Origin of the sequence: Nocardia colli, assembly GCF_008704205.1 — a bacterium.
In the GTDB taxonomy this organism is placed as follows: Bacteria; Actinomycetota; Actinomycetes; order Mycobacteriales; family Mycobacteriaceae; genus Nocardia; species Nocardia colli.
The window spans coordinates 1-22,292 of sequence record NZ_VXLC01000048.1; the positions used below are offsets into that span (position 1 = coordinate 1).

Consider the following 22,292-nt stretch of genomic DNA (forward strand, 5'->3'; position numbering starts at 1 on the left):
ACTCGCCGGATAGGGCGGCGGCTGCGTCGGGGTAGCGGGTGAGGGCTTGGCGGGCGGCGGTGTCTTCGGCGCCGGCCAGGATTCGGTAGAGGGCGGTTTCTTCGCCTGCGGCGCCGGCGTCTGCGGCGATGCCGTAGATGGCGTGCTGGGATTCGACGGCGTCGCGGTGGTCGCCGAGCACGGTTTGTAGTCGTTTGGCGCGGCTGCCGAGGTCGCCGGCGTCGGTGCCGAGGACGGGTTCGGCGGCCTCGCACGAGTACCGTAATCGCTTGGCGCTCTTGCGGATATCGTGCAGCAGCTCGACTCGTTCGGCCGGCGTGACGGTGGTTTCCCGCTCGATCAGATCGAGGACGCGCTCGCGGTCGCGTTCCAGGATGACGCCGAAGAACTCCGCGGCGGGCACCTTGGCGCGCGAGGAACGCAGCGGCGGTTCGGTACGCCACTGGGCGAGTTCATCCCGCAACTCGCGATAACGCACACTGTCCAACGCGAGCAGCACATCCGCGTGCGCCGCGGCGTATTTGTCGTTCTCCGCGGTGACCAACCGCGCGGTCACCAATTCGAGGTCGGCGGCCGAATGCTCGCTCTGCTGACCATGTTTCGTCAGCAACGTCTCGAAGCGTTCCGCCCGCACCTCGGCGTCCCGGGCAACGCCGAGCACACCGGCCAGCCACTTGAGCTCGTCGCCCATCGTTCTGGCCGGTGTCCGTTCGAACAGCCCGCGGTAGGAGCGCAGCACGCTGCGCAATCTGCGGGTGGCCACGCGCATCTGATGGACCGAATCCGGTTCGTCCGCGCGGACCTCGGGTTCAGCGGCCAGCAGCCGGTCCACGTTGTCGCTGAGTGCCGCAACGATGGCCTTGCCTGCGGTGGCCGTCATGGTTACCCCGCCTTCGCGAATCTATCGGTGGCTTCTATCAAATGATGCGTGATGCCGGGCTCGAAGGAGGCATGTCCGGCGTCTTCGACGATGTGCAGCTCCGAAGCGGGCAACGCCTTGTGCAGATCCCAGGCGCTCACCGTGGGGCAGACGATGTCGTGCCGCCCCTGCACGATGACCGTCGGAATGTGCGCGATGGTGCCGGCGTCGCGCAGCAGCTGGCCCTCGTCGAGGAACGCGTGATTGCGGAAGTAGTGGTTCTCGATCCGCGCGAAGGCGAGCGCGAACCGCGGATCGGCGGACTCGGCGACCCGATCCGGTTGCGGCAGCAGCGAACTCGTCGCGCCCTCCCAGGTGGACCAGGCGATGGCGGCCCGGAGCGCGACCTGCTCGTCGGCGGAGTGCAGCAGCCGGTGATAGACCTCGACCAGGTCTTGGTCGCGCTCGGCCTCCGGCACCGGCGCGAGGTACTTCTCCCACTCGTCCGGATACACGTAGCCCGCGGCGCCGTTGTAGTACCAGTCGATTTCCTTGCGGCGCAACAGGAAAATGCCGCGCAGCACCAGCTCGGTCACCCGGTCCGGGTAGGTCTCGGCATAGGCGAGCGCGAGGGTCGAACCCCACGAGCCGCCGAACACCTGCCAGCGCTCGATGCCGAGATGGGTACGCAGCGCCTCGATATCGGCGATCAGATGCTGGGTGGTGTTGGTCGCCAGGCTCGGGTCGTCGGCGAGGTGCGGGGTGGAGCGTCCGCAGCCGCGCTGATCGAGCAGCACGATCCGGTAGGCGGCCGAGTCGAAGAACCGCCGCTGAGCCGGCGAGGTGCCGCCGCCGGGGCCGCCGTGCAGGAAGACCACCGGCTTGCCGTCCGGGTTGCCGCTGACCTCCCAGTACATCGACTGGCCGTCACCCACGTCGAGCATGCCGGAGTCGTAGGCCTCGATCTCCGGGTACAGCGTCCGCAACTGTGCGTCGCCCATCAGAACGCCAGACCCGAGGCGAGGTCAGGGAGCTCGAGCGCCTGGATCGCCTCCTTGTGCACGTCCGGGCAGCTCTTGGTGGTCAGCCGGTCGATGATCGGCTTGTCGGCGAGCACCGCGCCGTTGATGCCGCCGTTGCGCAGCGCCCACTCGTGCACCAGGGCGTTGAGCCCGATCCGGCCGAGCGTCGGCCCCTGCACCCGCCAGTTCGACAGCTCGGGCTTGATCATGTCGCACAGCTGGGCGGACGCGGCGTCGGAGATATCCGGGGTGGTGCCCGGCTTGGGTGTGCCCGCGGTGCCGCCCGGCTTGGTGGTCGCGGTCGCCGAGCCCGTTGTCGAGCTCGAGCTCCCGGTCGGAGCCGGGTTCGACTCGCTTCCGCAGGCGGTCAGTGCTGCGGCGGCGATAACGCCCGCCAGCAGCAGGGTGCTGCGTGAAATCCAACGGCTGTGCGGCATCGGTACCTCTGCTCTTGATCGCGAATGTCCGCATCGAGTCTGCCATTGATTCGCCGCGGTGGCCCGGAGTGTGTGGCTCTCACACCCCTGTTCGCGGCTATCGGAATGTGACGCGCAGCTCGTCCAGCAGCGCTTCGACAAAACGGGCGAAGCGGGGGATGGACGTGTCGATGGTTCGCCACGGGTTGAGCGCGATCAACGGGGCGAGACGTTCGGCGAGGGTGATCTCGGCGGCGGAGACCGGCCCCGGCCATTGCGCGAAGTAGTCGTCGCGATGCGGGTTGTGCAGGATGCGGTGGGACAGGAACGGGTGGGTGATCACGGCGTCGCCCCAGTCGAACAGCCGGCCGGTGCCGGGGGTGGCGCCGGCGAAGACGTTGTCGGTGTGCACGTCGTTGTGTTCGATGGTGAGCCTGCCGTATTCGGCCAGTTCGCCGGCGGCCTCCTCGATGCGCCGGCCGAGGCCGGGCATGCGGGCCTCGAAATGCCGGTAGACCGTGCCGAGCCGGCTGGGCGGGAGGTACGGGGTGCCGGTGGCGATCAGGGCGTCGATGTCCGGCGCGACGGACTGCTGGAGTTCGGCGTAGGAACGGAACAGACCGGACCATTCGGCATCGGTGTCGCGGGCGGTCTCGCCACCGTGCGGGCTGAGCAGCCAGCCGTGATCCGCTTGCACCGCAAGGGGTTCCAGCACGCTGCCGGGCCGCAGCCGGGCGAGCAGCTGCAGCAGCGGACCCTCGTGCGCGAAGGCGCGGGCGTTGGCTTTGGCCCACATCGGGCCGGTATCGGTCGGCAGCCGGACGATCAGCGACCAGGCGCGGCGGCGAGTCACCGTCGGCGCGCCGGTCACCTCGATCTCGTGTGCCTTGAGCACCCCCGACGCCCAATCGATCAGCGGCTCGGGTGACTGGCCGAGCAGTGCGGCTGGTGCGTGCACTGCTCGGCCGTTCATCGTTACTCCACTAGAAGCTGTGTTCTGGCCCCGGGTAGGTGCCCCGGGCTACCTCATCAGCGTAGGCCGCCGCGGCCGTGCGCAGTTCATCGCCGACATTGCCGAACCGCTTGACGAACTTCGCGGTCTTGCCGCTGGTGTAGCCGGCCATGTCCTGCCAGACCAGAACCTGCGCGTCGGTCTCCACGCCGGCGCCGATGCCGACGGTCGGGATGGTCAGCTTGCGGGTCGCCTGCGCGGCCACCTCCGCCGGAACCATCTCCATGACAACGGCGAACGCGCCGGCTTCCTGCACCGCGATCGCGTCCGCGATGAGCTGCTCGGCGCCGTCGCCGCGACCCTGCACGCGGAACCCGCCGAGGGTGTTGACGCTCTGCGGGGTGAACCCGATGTGCGCCATCACCGGAATGCCGGCCGAGGTGATCAGCGCGATCTGCTCGGCGACCCGCTCACCGCCCTCGAACTTCACCGCCTGCGCCTGGCCCTCCTTCATGAACCGGGTCGCGGTGGCCAGCGCCTGCTGCGGCGAGGTCTCGTAGCTGCCGAACGGCAGGTCGGCCACCACCAGCGCGTGCGGTGCGCCGCGCACCACGCCGCGGACCAGCGGGATGAGTTCGTCCGCGGTGATCGGCACGGTGGTGTCGTAGCCGTAGACCACGTTGGCCGCGGAATCGCCGACCAGCAGCACCGGGATGCCTGCTTCCTCGAACAGCCGGGCCGAGGAATAGTCGTACGCGGTGAGCATGGCCCAACGCTGGCCGTCGGCCTTCATCTGCTGCAGATGGTGCACCCGGGTCTTGCGCATAGCCTTCTTGGGCTGGGCGGGTGCCGCACCGTAGGCAGGGGTTTCCGAATCGGATACGGACATCTTCGTCCCTTTCGTCTGGTGTCTCCTCGGGGCCCATCCGGGTCCCCGGGTTCGTCTGACGAAATCCAGTGTGCCAGCAGTTACCCGGCCGGATTAAGACCTTCGCCCGATGCGATTGATCACACCTCCGGCGCGCAGTGGATGTTCTTCACGCATGCGGCAATCCGCGTCAGGAACACACTCGCTACCTCGAACCGGCAGCGGATAAGGCGTCTGACCGGTGCGTTGTCTCTGCCGAGCCGACGAGCTGCCACTATCAGTGGATGGCTTTGGTTCGGAGTGGGCGCGGTGGTGCGCTGATGGTGGCGGTGCTGGCGTTGGTGGCGGCGGGGTGCACGATCAACGGTCATCCGACCGGGCCGATGCCCGCGGGGCCCGCCGAGCTGACGAAGTTCTATTCGCAGACCGTGCAGTGGGGTAGCTGCACCGGGTACGGATCGCAGGACGATCGCTTCGCGCCCAACGCGCAGTGCGCGCGGATCACCGTGCCGGTCGACTACGCCAACCCGGACGGGCCGACCGCGCAGATCGCCGTCTCCCGGATCAAGGCGACCGGCAAACGCATCGGCTCGCTGCTGATGAACCCCGGCGGCCCGGGGGAGTCCGGCCTGACCATGTCCTCGCTCGGCAACAAGACCCCGCTCGCCCAGCGCTTCGATCGGGTCGGCTTCGACCCGCGCGGCGTCGGCTCCTCGACCCCGGCCATCGTCTGCGAGACCGCGCAGGAGCAGGACGCCGAGCGCGCCGAACCGCAGAAGGACAACACGCCCGAGGGCATCGCCGCGGCGGAGAACGAGAACAAGCAGTACGCGGACCACTGCGCCGAACGCACCGGCAAGGATTTCCTGGCCCGCGTCGGCACCCGCGAGGTGGTGCAGGACATGGACGTGATGCGTGCCGCCCTCGGTGACGCGAAGCTCAGCTACCTGGGTTATTCGTACGGGACCAAGATCGGTTCGGCGTACGCCGAGAAGTTCCCGGACCACGTGCGCGCCCTGGTGCTCGACGGCGCCATCGACTCCGCACAGGACCCGGTGCAGGAGTCGCTGCGCCAGGCGGCCGGCTTCCAGAAGGTGTTCGACGCCTACGCCGCGGACTGCACGACCAAGGCGGACTGCCCGCTCGGCACCGACAAGACCCAGACCGTGCAGCGGTTCCGCGCGCTGGTGAATCCGTTGTGGGACAAGACCGTGCCGACCACCGACCCGCGCGGCCTCAACTACAGCGACGCGCTCACCGGCGTGCGCCAAGCCCTCTACACCAACGATCTGTGGCCGGTGCTCACCCTCGGCCTCTCCGAACTGCGCGACGGCCGCGGCGACACCCTGCTGCAACTGGCCGACCTCTACGACGGCCGCCGCGACGACGGCACCTACAGCAACACCACCGACGCGTTCAATGCCATTCGCTGCGTGGACGATCCGCGGATCAGCGACCGCGGCATCACCGCCAAGCAGGACGCCGAATACCGCAAGGCGGCCCCGTTCCTCGACGACGGCCGCGGCACCGGCGCGGCCCCGCTGGACGCGTGCACGGCCTGGCCGGTGCCGAACACCAGTGAGCCGCACCGGATCACGGTGACCGGGCTGCCGAAGGTGGTGGTCGTCTCGACCACCGAGGACCCGGCGACCCCGTACCAGGCCGGCGTGGACCTGGCTTCGCAGCTGGGCGCCTCGCTGGTGACCTACAAGGGCAACCGGCACACCATCGCGTTGTCCGGCGGCTCGTCGTGCGTGGACGAGGCGGTCATCGACTACCTGGTCGACCTGACCGACCCGGAGGCCGGCCTCACCTGTTGACCCGACGGGCTGTGATGTCTTTTTCGCACAACAAGGTCAGCACACTCAGCGTGTATGTAACACGGATTTAACGCCGGGTGCTTACTCTCGCGGACATGGATCGCCAGAAGGAATTCGTGCTGCGGACGCTCGAAGAGCGGGATATCCGCTTCGTGCGGCTCTGGTTCACCGATGTGTTGGGTTACCTGAAGTCCGTCGCCATCGCCCCCGCCGAGCTAGAGGGCGCTTTCGAGGAGGGCATCGGATTCGACGGCTCGGCCATCGAGGGCTTCGCCCGGGTGTCGGAGGCCGACATGGTCGCCCGTCCGGATCCATCCACCTTCCAGGTGCTGCCGTGGGCGACCAGCAAGGGTCACCAGCACTCCGCGCGGATGTTCTGCGACATCACCATGCCCGACGGCTCGCCGTCCTGGGCCGACCCGCGGCACGTGCTGCGCCGTCAGCTGAACAAGGCCGCCGACGTCGGCTTCAGCTGCTACGTGCACCCGGAGATCGAGTTCTTCCTGCTGGAGAACGGCCCGGTGGACGGCTCGCAGCCGATCCCGGCCGACTCCGGCGGCTTCTTCGACCAGGCCGTGCACGATTCCGCGCCGAACTTCCGCAGGCACGCGATCGACGCGCTGGAGTCGATGGGCATCTCGGTCGAGTTCAGCCACCACGAGGGCGCGCCCGGCCAGCAGGAGATCGACCTGCGCTACGCCGACGCGCTGTCCATGGCCGACAACGTGATGACCTTCCGCTACCTGATCAAGGAAGTCGGCATCGACGAGGGCGTGCGCGCGACGTTCATGCCCAAGCCGTTCGCCCAGTACCCGGGCTCGGCGATGCACACGCACATGAGCCTGTTCGAGGGCGAGGCCAACGCCTTCCACGATCCGGACGACCCGATCAACCTGTCCGGCACCGCGCGCGCGTTCATCGCGGGCATCCTGGAGCACGCGCCGGAGATCAGCGCGATCACCAACCAGTGGGTGAACTCCTACAAGCGGCTCATCCACGGCGGCGAAGCGCCGACCGCGGCCTCCTGGGGCCGGTCGAACCGGTCCGCGCTGGTCCGGGTGCCGATGTACACGCCGAACAAGTCCTCCTCGCGCCGCGTCGAGATCCGCAGCCCTGATTCGGCCTGCAACCCCTACCTGACCTTCGCCGTGCTGCTCGCGGCCGGTCTGCGCGGCATCGAGAAGGGCTACACGCTGCCGCCGGAGGCGGAGGACGACGTGTGGTCGCTGACCGTTGCCGAGCGGCGGGCCATGGGCTTCCGCGAACTGCCCGGCACGCTGGACGAGGCGTTGCAGGCGATGGAGCGCTCGGAACTGGTGGCGGAGACGCTCGGCGAGCACGTGTTCGACTTCTTCCTGCGCAACAAGCGCCGGGAGTGGGCGGACTACCGCAGCCAGGTCACGCCGTACGAACTCAAGGAATACCTCGGTTTGTAGAACAAGGCGCATTTCTGCAACCGAACGTATGTCCAGGTGGGGACAAGTCGTTGGCATCGAACCTGTAATTTGAGACCTATGGTCCGGCCACCGACTGCCCGCTCCGCGGTCCCCGGCGTCGGTCGGCTCGGTCTGCTCGAGCCCACCGCCGCTGCCTCGCTGCGCGAATTGGGCTGGGACAACGTCGAAAGTATCCCGCTGCTATGGGCGCTGTCCCGCGCGCCCGACGCCGATCTGGCGCTGAACACGCTGGTCAAGCTGCGCGAGCGGATGGAAAGCGATTGGGCCGCACTGGATTCGGCGATCCGTGCGGAAACGGCGTTGCGCGGCAGGCTGTTCGCGCTGCTCGGCTCGTCCAGCGCGTTCGCCGATCATCTGGTCGTCGACCCGGCGGCCTGGCAGATCCTGCGCCGTAAGGACCTGCCGACGCGTGACGAACTGATCGCCGATCTGCTGGATGCGGTGCAGGCCGTGCCGGAGGAGGGGCCGCACGCAGGCCCGCTGCTGTTCCGCGCCGGTGAGTCCGGGCCGGAGGTGGTCGCGTTGCTACGCAAGCGGTATCGCGATCAGTTGATGCTGCTGGCCGCGCTCGATCTGGCCGCGACCGTCGAGAACGAACCGGTACTGGCGTACCAGGTGGTCGGTCGTCATCTGACCGCGCTGGCCGATGCCGCATTGACCGCGGCCCTGTCCGTGGCGGTGGCCAGGGTCTGCAAGGACGGCCCGGTGCCGGTGCGGCTCGCGGTGATCGCCATGGGCAAGAGCGGCGCGTGCGAGCTGAACTACGTCAGCGATGTCGACGTGGTGTTCGTCGCCGAACCCGCCGACGCCACCGCGACCCGGCTGGCGGCGGAGATGATGAGCGTCGCCAGCGCGGCCTACTTCGAGGTGGACGCGGCGCTGCGGCCGGAGGGCAAGGCCGGCGCGCTGGTGCGCACGCTGGAATCGCATGTCGCCTACTACAAGCGCTGGGCGCGGACCTGGGAGTTCCAGGCGCTGCTGAAGAACCGGCCGATGACCGGCGACCTCGAGCTCGGCGAGGAGTACAAGGCCGCGCTGATGCCGATGGTGTGGACCGCCTCCGAGCGACCCGACTTCGTCGCCGACGTGCAGGCGATGCGCCGCCGGGTGGAAGACCTGGTCCCCGCCGACATGCGTGAGCGCGAACTGAAACTCGGGCACGGCAGCCTGCGCGACGTCGAATTCGCCGTCCAGCTCCTGCAATTGGTGCACGGCCGGGTCGACGATTCGCTGCACGTGCAGGGCACCGTCGAGGCGTTGACGGCGTTGGCCGCCGGCGGCTACATCGGCCGCGACGATGCCGCGAATCTCACTGCGTCGTACGAGTTCCTGCGGCTGCTCGAACACCGGCTGCAACTGCAACGGTTGCGCCGCACGCACACCCTGCCCGCGTCGGACGACGAGGAGGGCATGCGCTGGCTCGCCCGCGCCGCGCACATCCGCCCCGACGGCAGGCAGGACGCGGTCGGCGTGCTCGGCAACGAGATCCGCCGAAATGCCGTGCGGGTGCGGCGATTACACGCCAAGCTGTTCTATCGTCCGCTGCTCGAGTCGGTGGTCAAGCTGGAGCCCGATGCGTTGCGGCTCAGCCCTGAAGCGGCGGTCCGGCAGCTGGCCGCGCTGGGTTATCAAGCGCCCGAACACGCGCTCAGTCACCTCAAGGCGCTCACCGGCGGGGTGTCGCGCAAGGGCCGAATCCAGGCGCTGCTGCTGCCCACTTTGCTCGAATGGCTCGGCGAGACACCGAATCCCGACGCCGGACTGCTCGCCTACCGGCGGGTGTCGGAGGGGCTCGGCGATCAGACCTGGTTCCTGCGCGAACTGCGCGACGAGGGCGCGATCGCGCAGCGGCTGATGATCGTGCTCGGCTCCTCGGAGTACCTGCCGGACCTGCTGATCAACGCGCCGGACACCATTCGGATGTACGCCGACGGGCCCGGCGGCCCGCTGCTGCTCAGCCCGCAGCCGGAAGACGTCGCGCGCGGGATCATGACGGCCGCGGCCCGGTACGACGATCCGAAACGTGCTGTGGCGGCGGCTCGTTCGTTGCGCAGGCACGAACTGGCCCGGGTCGCGTCGGCGGATCTGCTCGGGATGCTCGAGGTCAAACAGGTCTGCCGGGCGCTGTCCTCGGTGTGGGTCGCGGTGCTGGAAGCCGCACTGGCAGCGGTGATCCGGGCGAGCGAGGCGGAGATGGGCGCGCCCGCGCCCGCCGACTTCGCGGTGATCGGGATGGGCCGGCTCGGCGGGCACGAGCTCGGGTACGGGTCCGACGCGGACGTCCTGTTCGTCTGCGATCCGCGTCCCGGTGAGGACGAGACCAAGGCCGTGAAGTGGGCCAACAGCGTCGCGGACAAGGTGCAGAAGCTGCTCGGCGCGCCGAGCACCGACCCGCCGCTGCTGGTGGACGCCGGACTGCGACCCGAGGGGCGCAACGGGGCGCTGGTCCGCACGCTGGCGGCGTACGCGGCCTACTACCAGCAGTGGGCGCAGTCGTGGGAGGTGCAGGCGCTGCTGCGGGCGCACCAGGTCGCGGGCGATCAGCAGCTCGGACTGCGCTTCCTGCACGTCATCGACAAGGTGCGTTATCCGGAAGGCGGCGTATCGAACGAGGCGGTGCGCGAGATCCGCCGGATCAAGGCCCGCATCGACGCGGAACGACTACCGCGCAACGCCAATCCGGCGACGCACACCAAGCTGGGGCGTGGTGGTCTCGCCGACATCGAGTGGACCGTGCAGCTGATGCAGTTGCGCTACGCGCACGATGTGCTCGGGTTGCACAACACGTCGACGCTGGAGTCGCTCACCGTCATCGAGGAGACCAAGCTGCTCGACGCGGCCGATGTCGCGCTGCTCCGGGACGCCTGGCTCACCGCGACCAAGGCGCGCAACGCGCTTGTGCTGGTTCGCGGGAAGCCGACCGATCAGCTGCCCGGTCCGGGGCTGCTGCTGTCCGCGGTCGCGCGGGTGGCGGGGTGGCCCAACGACGACGGCAGCGAGTTCCTCGATCACTACATGCGGGTGACGCGGCGGGCAAAAGCGGTGGTGGAGCGGGTTTTCGGCCAGTAGTAGGCGACCTAGAGGTTGGGGCCGATTGCCAGCCGGCTGATGTTCGTATCGACCGGCAATTCGAGCACGAATGTGACGGCTTCGGCGACGCGGCTGGGCGGGATGAGCCACGGCTTGTTGTGCCCGTCTTCTGCCGACATGCCCGCGTTCACATAAAGATTCGTGTCCATACCGCCGGGGAAGATCGTGGTCACCCGCAGTGGCGTGCCTTTGGCTGCGCCTTCGATGGCTTTCGAGTACCCGGTCAATGCGCCTTTGGTTGCGGCATAGACCCTTTCGCGCGCGCCCGTCCCGGTATGGAGCGGATCCCCGGCGGACGAGTTGATGAAAATGATCTGACCTGTTTCGCGACACAGCAGGCCCTGTTCCAGGACGGCGTCGGTGATGTTGATCGTTCCATTGACATTCACCGCGATAGCCAGCGAAGCGCGGCCGGGGTCGGCCGCCTCGATGGCGTCGTTGGTGAAGACGCCCGCATTGTTCACCAAAGCCGAAATGCCGCCGGAATGCCCGATCGCGGTCAGCGTGGCCGCGACCTGTCCACGATCGGTGATATCGCAGACGAACACCGCACAGTGCTGTTCCCCCAGTTCGCGTTGCGCGTCCCGAAGCGCGACCGCATCGATATCGATCAGGATGGCCGAGGCGCCGCGGCGGACGCAACCGCGGGCGATCTCCAGCCCGAGACCCTGACCGCCTCCGGTGATGACGACCCGCCTGGACATCAGCGATCCCATAGTTCCTTCCCTCCACACAGCGGTGTGCGACGGGAGTCAATCGTGACACATGACCTAGTTCGCGATCGACGGCGCGGGCTCGATCAGTAAACCTGTTCGCTCGGCGCGCTTTTCGCCCCACTCGTAAAGCGCGGTGAGGGCGGGCACGAGGCTCCAGCCCTCGTCGGTCAGGTCGTATTCGACCTGCGGCGGCACCGTGTCGAAGACCGTGCGGCGCACCAGACCGTCCGCCTCCAGCTCGCGCAACTGCTGCACCAGCATCTTCTCGCTGGTCGTCGGCATCGACCGGCGCAGCTCGCCGTAGCGGCGCACGCCTTCCTTGAGGTGGGCGAGGATCACCGGCTTCCACTTGCCGCCGATCAGGTCGACGGTCACCTCCACCGCGCAGTGGTAGCGCTTCTCCGGCATGGCTGGCCTTTCGGGTACTCACCAAAAAGTGCGTTCTTGTAACACTGTAATCATCGCGATTCCATGGACTGGACCACCGCATTCCTATCGCAGACATGGAGCCCGAATCCCTATGAAGGTCATCGTTTTCGACCGTTTCAAGCCCGGCGTGACCTTGGAAACCATCAACCCGTACCTGCCCGAGGAGGTCGCCAATGTGTGGCGGCTGTGGAAGGCGGGCATCGTGCGGGAGAACTACGCGCGCGCCGACGAGCCGGGCGTGGTGATCGTGTTCGAGGTGGACAGCGTCGAGGAGGCGCAGAAGTACGTCGCCGACTTCCCGCTGACCAAGGCCGGCTACCTGGAGTGGACCTACGTTCCGGTGCAGGCCCCGTTGCCGCTGGAGGCGCTGATGGATCCGAAGGTCGACGTCGCCGAGCCCTACGACCGGACCAAGTGAGGGCGCGTCCATGCGAAACGCCTTCGGCCTGAGCATTCCGCAAACCGTGGCGGACGCCTGCGATCCGGCGCGGATGGCGTTGCTGATCTATGACATGCAGGTCGGCATCGTCGGTCAGATCCCCGACGGGGAGCGAATCGTGAAGCACTGTGTTCAGCTGCGAGATGCCGCGCGGGCCAACGGCTTCCGGGTTTTCTATACCCGGCACGTGTCGCTGCCGATCGCCGCGTCCGGCGTTTCGCAACTGCGCACCGCCATGCAATGGCAGCGGGTGGACGACCTGGACGAACTGCATGCCAGCTTTCCGCAGGGATCGCCGCAATACCAGCTCACGCCGGAGCTGACCCCCAACGCCGACGAGGTGGTCTTCGACAAGATCACCATGTCCGCCTTCGCCGCGACCCCGCTGGATATCGCGTTGCGCGACTGCGGAATCGACTCCTACGCGATCGCGGGCATCGCCATGGAGGTCGGCATCGAACCGACGATCCGGCACAGTCTCGACCTCGGCTACCTGCCGATCATGGTCACCGACGCCTGCGGCGCGGGCCACCCGGCGGCGGCCCAAAGATCCTATGCGACCTTGGAATTCGCGGGCGGCTCGCTGATGACCGAGAGCGAAGCGCTGATCGATCTGATGAACCGGGGCTGACCTTCCCTAGCTCACAGGCACCCCGCGCGGGCAGGCGCGGGGACGAGGGATGTGCCTGTGCGCTAGGGGATCACCCGCCGGTGAGTTCCTGGAACCGGTCGACGAATTCGCGAAGGGCGAGGCGATCTTCGTCGATCTCGGGGCGGTGACCCTGCTCGACGGTCACCGTCACCACACTCCCCGCCCGCAACCGCAGCACGTCCGAACAGGTAGGCAGCAACGGCGCATTCACGCTTCGCCCATTGCTGCTGACCGTGATCCGCGAGGTATACCCCAGCATCGCCAGCAAGAGTTCTTCGGCGCTGTCGACGGTGAGCGGGCGTGCGACGCGGAACTCTTCGACATACATCAGACCCTCCTCCGGCGTTTGCGGTTCATTCTAGGCGGCGGACTTCAGGTCGTCGGCGTATGCGCCTATGCGAGCCAGCCGTTCGCTTTTGCGGCGTCCACCGCTGCTTTTTCGGCCGTGTTGGCGTCGATGCGTTTTTGCACCAGAGACGAAATCTCTTCCCGCTGGCTGTCCTTTTCGAGGTCGTCCGAGGTGTCCGGCTCCTCCGATTCGTTCAGCTGGGTGCACGTGCCATAGTTCGCGAGGGCCCTGGCACAACCTTCGGCGGTGAGCGCGGTCGTCTTGGCCTTGACCAGAGCCGGATCAATTCGGCTGTCGGCGTGCTCTTGACCGTCGTTGCCGCCGCGTTTCTTGATCAGGAATTCCTTCAGTTGTTCATCGTCCTGCGCGCCTGCTTTCTCGGCTGCGGGGGAGGAGCACAGCGCACCCCCTGATCGAGCCACGTAGTAGCAGGTGTAGAAAGCAGCGCTGGTCGCCGCCGTCGCGTAGTCGTGGTCGCTTCCGTTCTCGTTCAATTCGCCTTCGCCGAACATCTTTTTGCGTTCTTGCGGCGTAACCCCGATATCCGTCTTCAATGTGAAAGGGGTGATCTTCTCCGGGTCCTCCGGTCCGTTCGGGCCCTGTACGACCGGCACATTCTCCTTTCGGAGCAGCGCGCTCTGTATCCGCAGATGCACACACTTCTTGACGGCAGATTCATCGCCCGTCTCGGCGTGCTTGTTGTCGGCAGCTATTTCTTGCTGTTTCGTACACAGTGTCGGCGCGGTAGGCGGCTCTGCGCGCACGATAGCGTGTGCGGGAATCACTACGAGGACGCCGAGGGCGATCGCGGAATGGATGAGAATGCGTGAACGTACGAGCATGGACCCTCCAGGTTCGTTGTTCGGTTCTGGGATATCTGATCACGGCGAAGTGCGGTTTTCCGGGAGCGTCGAGCGGTCCCGCCGTACTACGGAGTGGCCTTGTTCATTTGCCTGCCGATCCGCCGCACGAGGGGTATTCGGACCCGCGAGCGCCCTGGATGGATGCCACCCGGGCCTGCCATACAGGGCTGCCAGGCTGCCGATCTCCGGGCGCCTTCCCGGGAACTCCACGGTCGGCGCACAACATCTCCACATCCGACGCATAGGGTCGGGGTATGCCTAAATGGTTGGAGCGAGTGGTGCTCGGGGTGGGATGGTGCGCGCTGGCGGCGGGGGTCGTCGGGGTCGTGCTGCATTTCGGAGCTTGGCAAAATAAGACGCTGGTCTTGGCGCAGTCGGGGGCGTCGTACCTGATGGTCGGTGCGGTGGTCGGGCTGGTGATCTTCCTGATCGCGCGTGGTTGGCGCAGTGCGGGTGTGGCCGGGGTGCTGGTGGGTGTGGTGCTGTGGACGCTGGTGCCCGCGTTCGTCCCGGAGAGCCGGGCAGCGAGCGGGCCCGAGGTCATGGTGATGCAGTCGAACCTGCTGTTCGGGCAGGCGGACGTCGACGCCGTGGTGCGGGCGGTGCGGGACAACCGGATCGATGTGCTCACCGTGGACGAACTGACGAATCCCGCGGTCGACCGGTTGGCCGCCGCTCGACTCGGCGAGCAACTGCCGTACTCCTACCTCCAGCCGACCGCCGACGGTGGTGGCGGCACCGGCATCTACAGCCGATACCCGTTGCGCGACACCAAGAAATACGACGGCTTCGTGCTGAACCAGGTGTCCGCGATCATGGATCACCCTGAGCGCGGACCGATCACGGTGTTCGCCTTCCACCCGATCCCGCCGCCGTTCAACTTCTCCGACTGGCTCGTCGAGATGCCCAGGATCCGCGAAATCCTCGACGCGCAAACGGGTCCCGCGATCGTCGGCGCGGACTTCAACGCCACTCGTGATCACGCGGCGTATCGCGATCTGCTGCACGGCCGCTTCGAGTCGGCCGCGGACCAGGTGGGCGCCGGCTTGCTGCCGACGTTCCCGAACGATCGTTCCTGGGGTCCGATCATCGGCATCGATCACATCCTGCTGGCCGATGCCACCGCGCAGGAGGTGCGCACGCTGAGTGTTCCCGGCTCCGATCACCGCGCGTTGATCGCCCGGGTGCGGTTGAATTGATCGCGCAGGCACGGTCGGTACCGGTCACCGCGCGGGAGTCCTTCGCCGAGGGTGATGCGCGCGCGGGGAACCCGGCGATTACCGTGTGAACGCTCGGCGCGCGGGTAACGCTCTGGGCACCGGTAGTCGGGAGGCCCGTGAATGACGAGTAGACAACGGCTGCGCCTCGGTGCGGTCACCGTGCTCGCGCTGTTCGGCGCGGTGTTGGCCGGGTGCGACAAAGGCGTGCAGCCTGCGCCGAATGCCACGGCGCCAAGCGGCGAGACCGTCTGGGAGGTGGCCGGGTCGATGACCGCCAACGGTCCGAACGGACCGCGCAAGGGGGTGCCGGACGCGCCGCTCACCGCGGTCAACGGGGACGGCGGCAAATACGACAAGCTCGCGCTCAACGCGATCGCCGATCTCCAGGAGTACTGGACCGCGGCCTACCCCAAGATCTTTCCCGGCACGTTCACGCCGGTCTCCGTCTTCGAATCCTGGGACGCGAAGGCCCCCAAGCAGCAGGCGATCGAGTTCTGCGGCGAGTCCACGTACCACGTGGTGAACGCCGCGTACTGCAGCCTCGACCACACCATCGGGTGGGATCGCGGCGTGCTGTTGCCCGCGGTCGTGGAGAAGTTCGGCGAGATGGCCGTGGTGATGGTGCTCGCGCACGAATACGGGCACGCCATCCAGGGGCAGGCCAGGCTCGCGGGTATGCGGACGCCGACACTGGTGCTCGAGCAGCAGGCCGACTGTCTGGCCGGCGTGTTCTTACGTCATGTGGCGGAAGGGGCGTCGGCGCATTTCACGCTGAACACCACCGACGGGCTCAACTCCGTTCTCGGGGCAACGGTGGCGATTCGCGATCAGGATCCGAGCGATCCGAGCAACGCGCACGGCTCGGCGTTCGAGCGGGTGACGGCGGTGCAGATCGGCTATTCCGATGGCGCGCAGGGCTGTAAGTCGATCACCACGCAGCAGATCGCGCAGCGCCGCGGCACGCTGCCCGTATCGTTCGAGCCCGGTGAGGAATTCGCTCAGCTTCCGGTGACCACCGAGTCGCTGAACAGCGTGAGCCAGGCCTTGACCAAGATCTTCCCGACCGGCCGGAAGCCGCGGTTCGACTACTCCGGTGTGGTGAAGAACTGCCCGAATGTCACCGCGACCGAACCGGTTTCGTATTGCCCCGGCACGAACACGATCGGCACCGAGGTACCGGCGCTGGCCAAGCGCGGCGCGCCGGTGAAGGGTCGCGAGGACCCGCTCTCGGCGGTGGTGAACGGCGACTACAACGCCTTCGTCATCTTCGTATCGCGGTATGTGCTTGCGGTGCAGAACGATCGCAAACTCGGCCTGACCGGTGCCGAGACCGCCGGGCTGCGCACCGCGTGCCTGTCGGGCGTGGTCACGACCAAGCTGAGCGAGCCGGGCAGCGACCCGCGCCTGTCGGCGGGCGACCTGGACGAGGCCGTCTCCGAACTGCTCTCCGACGGCTTGGCCGCCAGTGATGTGAACGGCAAGGTGGTGCCGAGCGGGTATCAGCGCGTCGAGGCGTTCCGCACCGGCGTGCTCGAGGGCGAGCAGGCCTGCCTGTCCCGCTACAAGTAAGCCGCTTACACCGGCAGCGAGCGCAGCGAGGTGAGCGTCGTCGCCAGCGCGCGGGCGGCCTCGGCCCCCTTGGTCACGAAGTGCTCGGTGAAGTAGGCAACGTGCTCGCTGTGCTCGTGGAAGTGGTGCGGGGTGAGCACGACCGAGAACACCGGCACATCGGTGTCCAGCTGCACCCGCATCAGGCCGTCGATCACCGCGGACGCGACGAAATCGTGCCGGTAGATGCCGCCGTCCACGACCAGCGCCGCCGCCACGACCGCCGCGTACTTGCCCGAGCGGGCGAGCCGCTGCGCGTGCAGCGGGATCTCGAACGCGCCCGGCACGTCGAAGACCTCGACGGTCGCCGGGTCGTAGCCGAGATCGGCGTACTCGGCGGTGAAGCCCTCGTAGGCCTTGCCGACGATGGAGCTGTGCCAGCTGGCGCGAATGAACGCGACGGATCCGGTGGTTCCCATCCCCGAATCTTACTTGCCGGTAACGTGCGTTTCCAGCCAGTCCACCACGTCGCCGAGCACCTTGTCCTGCTCGGGTTCGTTGAAGATCTCGTGGTAGAGGCCTTCGTAGCGGATCGCGGTGAGATCCGTCGAGCCGGCGCCCTGCTCGATGAGGTCGGTGCTCGACGGTGCGGCGAGGGCGTCGGCGGTGCCGTGCAGGACCAAGACCGGGACGGTCAGCTTGGCCAGCCTGCCCTTGACCAGGACGGTGGTGTTGAGGATCTCGGTGGCGGTGCGGGCGGGGAGCTTGCCGCGGTACACCAGTGGATCGTTGTCGTAGGCGCGCCGGACCTCGGGGTCGCGGCTGATGTGCGTGGAATCGAGTTGCAGCACACCGAGATTCGGGGTGAGCCGGGTCAGCACGGGAGCGAGCGCGCGTTGCACGGCGTTGCCCGCGGAGATGTCCAGCGGCGGCGCGGAGAGCACGATGCCGGTGACGTCGATCGGCGCGCGGGTGGCCAGGTGCAGCACGATGAGGCTGCCCATCGAGTGGCCGATCAGGAAGCGCGGGATGCCGGGATGCTCGCGGGTCGCGATGTCCAGCATGGCGGAAACGTTGTCGGCGGCGCCGTCGATCGAGCCGATATTGGCCTTGCTGCCTGCGGATTTGCCGTGGCCGATGTGGTCGAGGGCGTAGACGGCGAAGCCCGCGCCGGCGAGGCGCTGGCCGACGTGGACGTAGCGGCCGGAGTGTTCGGCGACGCCGTGCACGAGGACGATGACGGCACGCGCCGGGGACTCGGGAAGCCATGCACGCCAGGCGATTCCGCTGCCGGTGCCGTCGAACCGGCCGGTGGTGGTGCGGATCTGCGGGGCGCTGACGACCGGTGATTCGACGGTGTCTGCCAGCGGTGTGGCGGGACTGTCCGTCGAGGGCACGGCGCTGCTGGTGTCGGCGGCGGTGGCCTGCGGCTCGGAACTTCCGGTCGCCTCGGGCTCGGCGGTCATGCATCGGCTCCTGACGTCTGCGGCACGGTGGCCGGCGACTGCGCGAACTGGGCGATCAGCCGCCGGTTGAACTCGATGAGTCGAGCGTAGTTGAGCCGGGAGAGGCGCTCGTCGGTTCCGTGGATCGTGGCCAGATCGCGTTCACCGAGCACGATCGGGGCGAAGTTGCACCGGGTGCCGGCCAAGTCGTCATAGTGCCGGGAGTCGGTGGCGCCGGGGACGATGCCGGTGGTGACGACGATGCCGGGCACGATGGCGCGAGCGATGTTCGCGACGAGCTCGAAGGCCGGACCTGGGTCGAGGTTCGCCGTCGGCTCGGAGGACATGCCTTCCGCCTCTATATGAACGCCCCTGTCGCGCACCACCTTCCGGCAGTGCTCCAGCACGGACTGCACCGAATCGCCGGGCAGGATGCGGAAGTTGACGGCGGCCTCGGCGTGCTGGGGGAGCACGTTCGACTTCACGCCGCCGCGAATCACCGTGGGGGCGGTGGTGGTTCGCACCAGCGCCTCGGTGTGCGGGCGCAGCGCCATCACCCGGGTGATCAGCGGTGCGGCGAAACCGGCGATGCCGAGCAGGTGGCGGCGAGACGATGGCATTGCCTGCCGTAACCGGGACAGCATGTCGGCGGTGATCGGCGTCATCCGCAACGGCATCGGATTGTCCTGGATGCGGCTCACCGCGCGGGCGATGCGGCCGACCGCGGTCTGCTTGCCCGGCATGGACGAATGACCGCCCACCGCGGTGACCGACAGTTGTACTGTCGCATAACCCTTTTCACCGAGCATGATGTTGGCTACCGGCTGCTCGACGCCGTCGGCGACGCCCTCGGTGATCATGCCGCCCTCGTCGAGCAGCAGGTCCGCGTGCACGCCGAGCCGGCGGAGGCGATCGGCCATGTGCATCGCGCCGGTGTCGCCGAACACTTCTTCGTCGTGTCCGAAGGCGAGGAAGATGGTGCGGCGCGGGCGAATTCCCTCGGCCAGGGCGGCCTCGACCGCCTCCAGGATGGCCAGCACTCGGCTCTTGTCGTCGATTGCGCCACGGCCCCAGATGAATTCGTCGTCGACGACGCCCGCGAAGGGTGGGTGGGTCCAGCGGTGCGGGTCGTCGACCGGAACCACGTCCTGATGCGCAAGCAGGATCGCGGCGACCCCGTCCGGCTCGATGCCTTGCCACCGGTAGAGCCTGCTGTATCCGAATCGCTCCAACTCGAGCTCCGCGTGCACCCGCGGAAAGGATTGCTCGAGGTGTGCCGAGAGTTGGGCGAAGGCGGGGTCGTCTACCTCGCCCCTGGTGTCGGTGGACACCGTGGCGCAGCGCAAGGCCACGGCAAGGCGCTCGGCGGTGCGGTCGTCGACGGGTTCCGTCATCGGTCGCCGGTGCGGTTCGGCAAATTCATGGACACCACTGCATTGTCCAGCATGCCGGGGGCGACCGGTATGGTCTTCTCGTTTCGCCACTTCACGATGCCCTCGGTGACGCCGCCCGGCAGGTCCGGCGTGCGGGGTGCGGTCAGCATGGGGAGCTCGAGGTGTGCCTCGGTCACGGTCACCGGGGCGAAGGCGGGGGAGTGTGACCACACGTCGTCGACGACGTCGGTGACGCGCACGCCGATTCGGTGCCCGGCGGCGATCGGCCAATCCTGCGCGAGCAGGCGTACTTCGGCGGTGTCGCCGCTGATCGGGGCGATGCCGCGGGTGATGACGGTCGCCTGCTGGTTGGGTGCGATGTCGTAGAGCTCGACGGCGACTGTGGCATTGGTTGGGCCGGTTACCTTCAGCGACACGGACGGCAGGCCGGCCAGGTGCTGGTCCTGGGTCAAAGGTGCGGAGACGGACCAGAATTCGCGATCCGGTCCGGGCAGCAGGCCGCGGTCGGTGTAGCCGCCGGGGCGCAGCTCCACCGGGACCCGGGTGGCATCGGCGGGCGGCCATGCGGTTTCGGCGCGCCAGCGACCGTCGAACTGGCCCACCGTGATTCGCGGTCCCGGCACCTGGACGTCGCGGCCGGCGACGTGCTTGTCGAAGAACGCGAGCAGCTCGGTGTCGAAATGTGGTGTGTCGCACTTGTCGTGGCAGGTGCGGTGGCCCCACTGGCCGAACCAGGCCTTGTGCTCGCCGGGGCCGAGGCCGTTCCACAGGTCGAAGACGCGGTAGGGGCGGGTGTTGTAGTCGACGAAGCCCTGGCCGAGGAACAACGGAATCGTGTTGCCGCGCAGTCGGGGAAGCAGGTCGCGGTCGCGCCAGAAGGGGGAGTTGCCGTCATGGTCGGTCATGTCGGCGAGGTACTGCTGGTAGCACTGGATCGGCAATTGTGCTGCATCGGCTCGATATTCGGGCGAATCGTCCGGGCGGGCCGGGGTCGACGCGATCAGCAGGTGTTCCAGGCCAGCGAAATCGGCTGGGCGCACACCGCTCTCGGTGATCGGCTTGCCGGAGAACTTCCACGAGACGCCCTGCATGTACAGGTACGAGTACGGGTCGACCACCGGCTCGAACGACGCGACCGCCGCCAGGCCCTTCGGCTTGGTCGCCAGACCCATCAGGCCGGTCCATGCCTCGTAGGAGACGCCGAACATGCCGACCTTGCCCGTGGACCACGGCTGGTTCGCGGACCATTCGACGGCGGTCGCGACATCCGATCGTTCGCCCGGTCCGCCGAAATCCGGGCAGCCGGACGAGCCGCCGAAGCCGCGCAGATCGACGATGACGTAGGTGTAGCCCGCCTTCAGGAACATGTCCGCTTGCAGGTTGTCGGTGGACGGGCCGCCGCTCAACCGTGGTTCGCTGAGGTACGCGAGGTGCGCGCGGTATGGGCTGACCGTGAGGATCACCGGGGTGCGCACGTCGTCCGCGATGCCCTCCGGCCGCAGGATGTCCGCGTGCAACCGCGTGCCGTCCGGAGCGTCGATGAACGCCTGCTTCCACTGAAACGGCACCCCGAGCGGCTCCGCCGCCGCGCTCACCGGAGTAACCACAGCCAGCAACAGCAACAGCCCGCACAGGACCCGCAGCACGACGGTTCGTTCGCTCACCATAGGACTATCGAGTGTGCCCGGACGACCGTCCAGCCCATGGAACCGGGGTGGGGTGTTTCCAGTCGATGGCGGGACCGCAGTGCGGCCGTTGCCGAGCTGCCGGGCGGATGCAATCCGGCGTTCACTCCCGCCCGCAAGCATGGACGGCATGCCGGATGCCGCCGACACGCTTGGCACCGCGTCCGTGGACGTGCTCGCGGTGGGGACGATCTCCCTCGCGCTGTTCGCCGCGCTCTTGTTCGCCGTCTCGGCCGCGTTGCAGCAGGGGGCGGCGCGGCAGGCCGCGACGGAGGCGGCGCAGGGGCGGTTCCTGGTCATCGTGGGGATCGCGCGCCGGCTGATCACCGATCGGCGCTGGTTGGCCGGGCAGGGTGCGAATGTGGCCGGGTTCGTGGTGCATGCGGTCGCGCTGCGGCTCGGTGCGATCGCGGTGGTGCAGGCGCTGCTCGTGGTGCAACTGTTGTTCGCGTTGCCGTTCGCGGCGGCGCGGCGGAAGCGGGCGTTGCTCGGACGGGATTGGGCGGGGACGGTTTTCGTGTGCGGCGGGCTGATCCTGCTCGTCGGGCAGAGCGCGCCCGGGCACGCGGACGTGCGACCGCAGATGCTGCCCGGCGTCGGCGCAGGTGTGTTCGCCGCGATCATCACGTTGATCGCCGTCTCCCGACTCACGCACTCGCCCCAACTGCGCTCGGCCCTGGTCGCCGTCGCCGCAGGCTGCTGCTTCTCGACCACCGCGGTACTGGTGGTGATCGCCACCTCGGCCCTGCCCCACCTGAGCTGGGCCCTCCTCGGCATCCCGATCTCCACCGTCCTCGGCGGCCTGCTCACCCAGGAGGCCTACGCCCGCGGCTCCCTCCCCACCGCCCTCACCGCGATGACCATCACCGACCCGGTCCTCAGCTACACCGCCGGCCTGACCCTCTTCGCCGTAACCATCCAACCCCGCCCCGCCCTGCTCGCCCTGGCCGCCGCCCTGGTGATCACCGGAATAGCGTTACTGGCGAATTCTCCGACCCTGCACGACGAACTGGACCAGACTCCGGCGAAACCGCCGAATCAACCTGTACCCGAGGCTGTTCCGTAGTT

At 67.8% G+C, this 22,292-nt stretch carries 21 protein-coding genes; 8 read left to right on the forward strand and 13 right to left on the reverse strand.

All coding sequences use genetic code 11. The annotated features are described in order from the left end of the window. From F3087_RS44270 to panB, 5 genes are all read right to left on the reverse strand, one after another. The coding region (locus tag F3087_RS44270) for a CHAD domain-containing protein (RefSeq protein WP_150408206.1) at nt 1–880 on the reverse strand (880 nt) is incomplete at its 3' end. Nucleotides 881–882: 2 nt separating this feature from the next. Beyond that, nucleotides 883–1,860 (reverse strand): prolyl aminopeptidase, encoded by a 978-nt coding sequence (gene pip / locus F3087_RS44275; protein ID WP_150408207.1) that lies wholly within the window; start codon nt 1,858–1,860, stop codon nt 883–885. Beyond that, complete coding sequence (locus F3087_RS44280; protein ID WP_150408208.1) at nt 1,860–2,318, reverse strand: hypothetical protein; 459 nt, start codon at nt 2,316–2,318, stop codon at nt 1,860–1,862. The genes pip and F3087_RS44280 overlap by 1 nt, the downstream gene beginning before the upstream one ends. A 97-nt stretch (nt 2,319–2,415) precedes the next feature. Next, nucleotides 2,416–3,270, reverse strand: a complete 855-nt coding sequence (locus F3087_RS44285) for a phosphotransferase (RefSeq protein ID WP_150408209.1) — start codon at nt 3,268–3,270, stop codon at nt 2,416–2,418. A 10-nt stretch (nt 3,271–3,280) separates the two neighbouring features. After that, entirely contained in the window at nt 3,281–4,138 is an 858-nt protein-coding gene (panB, locus tag F3087_RS44290; protein ID WP_191094451.1) for a 3-methyl-2-oxobutanoate hydroxymethyltransferase, read from the reverse strand. 263 nt (nt 4,139–4,401) lie between these two features. Here panB and F3087_RS44295 point away from each other — a divergent pair, with 263 nt between their 5' ends. From F3087_RS44295 to F3087_RS44305, 3 genes are all read left to right on the forward strand, one after another. Continuing rightward, complete coding sequence (locus tag F3087_RS44295) at nt 4,402–5,937, forward strand: alpha/beta hydrolase (protein ID WP_150408210.1); 1,536 nt, start codon at nt 4,402–4,404, stop codon at nt 5,935–5,937. Between the two features lie 95 nt (nt 5,938–6,032). Beyond that, nucleotides 6,033–7,373 (forward strand): glutamine synthetase family protein, encoded by a 1,341-nt coding sequence (locus tag F3087_RS44300; RefSeq protein WP_150408211.1) that lies wholly within the window; start codon nt 6,033–6,035, stop codon nt 7,371–7,373. Nucleotides 7,374–7,451: 78 nt separating this feature from the next. Further along, a complete protein-coding gene (locus F3087_RS44305; protein WP_150408212.1) occupies nt 7,452–10,463 on the forward strand; it encodes a bifunctional [glutamine synthetase] adenylyltransferase/[glutamine synthetase]-adenylyl-L-tyrosine phosphorylase in 3,012 nt (1,003 codons plus the stop codon). A gap of 8 nt (nt 10,464–10,471) precedes the next feature. Here F3087_RS44305 and F3087_RS44310 read toward each other — a convergent pair whose 3' ends face one another. Continuing rightward, complete coding sequence (locus F3087_RS44310) at nt 10,472–11,188, reverse strand: SDR family oxidoreductase (RefSeq protein WP_191094452.1); 717 nt, start codon at nt 11,186–11,188, stop codon at nt 10,472–10,474. 66 nt (nt 11,189–11,254) lie between these two features. Continuing rightward, nucleotides 11,255–11,608, reverse strand: a complete 354-nt coding sequence (locus F3087_RS44315; protein WP_150408214.1) for a winged helix-turn-helix transcriptional regulator — start codon at nt 11,606–11,608, stop codon at nt 11,255–11,257. A gap of 112 nt (nt 11,609–11,720) precedes the next feature. Between F3087_RS44315 and F3087_RS44320 the strand changes: the two genes are divergently transcribed. Further along, on the forward strand, nt 11,721–12,047 hold the full coding sequence (locus F3087_RS44320) for a YciI family protein (RefSeq protein ID WP_150408215.1): 327 nt from the start codon (nt 11,721–11,723) through the stop codon (nt 12,045–12,047). Between the two features lie 10 nt (nt 12,048–12,057). Continuing rightward, entirely contained in the window at nt 12,058–12,699 is a 642-nt protein-coding gene (locus F3087_RS44325) for a cysteine hydrolase (RefSeq protein ID WP_150408216.1), read from the forward strand. Between the two features lie 70 nt (nt 12,700–12,769). Here the strand turns inward: F3087_RS44325 and F3087_RS44330 are convergent, their stop codons facing one another. Further along, the gene (locus tag F3087_RS44330) at nt 12,770–13,048 is read right to left on the reverse strand and encodes an HPr family phosphocarrier protein (protein WP_150408217.1); all 279 of its coding nucleotides are present in this window, start codon (nt 13,046–13,048) and stop codon (nt 12,770–12,772) included. 65 nt (nt 13,049–13,113) lie between these two features. After that, nucleotides 13,114–13,911 (reverse strand): hypothetical protein, encoded by a 798-nt coding sequence (locus tag F3087_RS44335; RefSeq protein WP_150408218.1) that lies wholly within the window; start codon nt 13,909–13,911, stop codon nt 13,114–13,116. Between the two features lie 275 nt (nt 13,912–14,186). Between F3087_RS44335 and F3087_RS44340 the strand changes: the two genes are divergently transcribed. Both F3087_RS44340 and F3087_RS44345 read left to right on the forward strand, forming a co-directional pair. Beyond that, complete coding sequence (locus F3087_RS44340; protein ID WP_150408219.1) at nt 14,187–15,131, forward strand: endonuclease/exonuclease/phosphatase family protein; 945 nt, start codon at nt 14,187–14,189, stop codon at nt 15,129–15,131. Between the two features lie 141 nt (nt 15,132–15,272). Beyond that, a complete protein-coding gene (locus F3087_RS44345; RefSeq protein WP_150408220.1) occupies nt 15,273–16,721 on the forward strand; it encodes a neutral zinc metallopeptidase in 1,449 nt (482 codons plus the stop codon). A 5-nt stretch (nt 16,722–16,726) separates the two neighbouring features. Here the strand turns inward: F3087_RS44345 and F3087_RS44350 are convergent, their stop codons facing one another. From F3087_RS44350 to F3087_RS44365, 4 genes are read right to left on the reverse strand one after another with little or no spacing between them, the layout of a single operon-like run. Next, entirely contained in the window at nt 16,727–17,179 is a 453-nt protein-coding gene (locus F3087_RS44350; protein WP_150408221.1) for a 6,7-dimethyl-8-ribityllumazine synthase, read from the reverse strand. 9 nt (nt 17,180–17,188) lie between these two features. Further along, on the reverse strand, nt 17,189–18,166 hold the full coding sequence (locus F3087_RS44355) for an alpha/beta hydrolase (protein WP_150408222.1): 978 nt from the start codon (nt 18,164–18,166) through the stop codon (nt 17,189–17,191). After that, entirely contained in the window at nt 18,163–19,539 is a 1,377-nt protein-coding gene (locus F3087_RS44360) for a M20/M25/M40 family metallo-hydrolase (RefSeq protein WP_150408223.1), read from the reverse strand. Before F3087_RS44360 ends, F3087_RS44355 begins: the two co-directional genes overlap by 4 nt. Beyond that, entirely contained in the window at nt 19,536–21,206 is a 1,671-nt protein-coding gene (locus tag F3087_RS44365; protein WP_150408224.1) for a CocE/NonD family hydrolase, read from the reverse strand. The genes F3087_RS44360 and F3087_RS44365 overlap by 4 nt, the downstream gene beginning before the upstream one ends. 148 nt (nt 21,207–21,354) lie before the next feature. On the opposite strand from F3087_RS44365, the gene F3087_RS44370 reads away from it, so the two are divergent. Beyond that, nucleotides 21,355–22,290: a DMT family transporter gene (locus tag F3087_RS44370; protein WP_150408225.1), complete on the forward strand. Its 936-nt coding sequence runs from the start codon at nt 21,355–21,357 to the stop codon at nt 22,288–22,290. Nucleotides 22,291–22,292 lie beyond the last annotated feature (2 nt).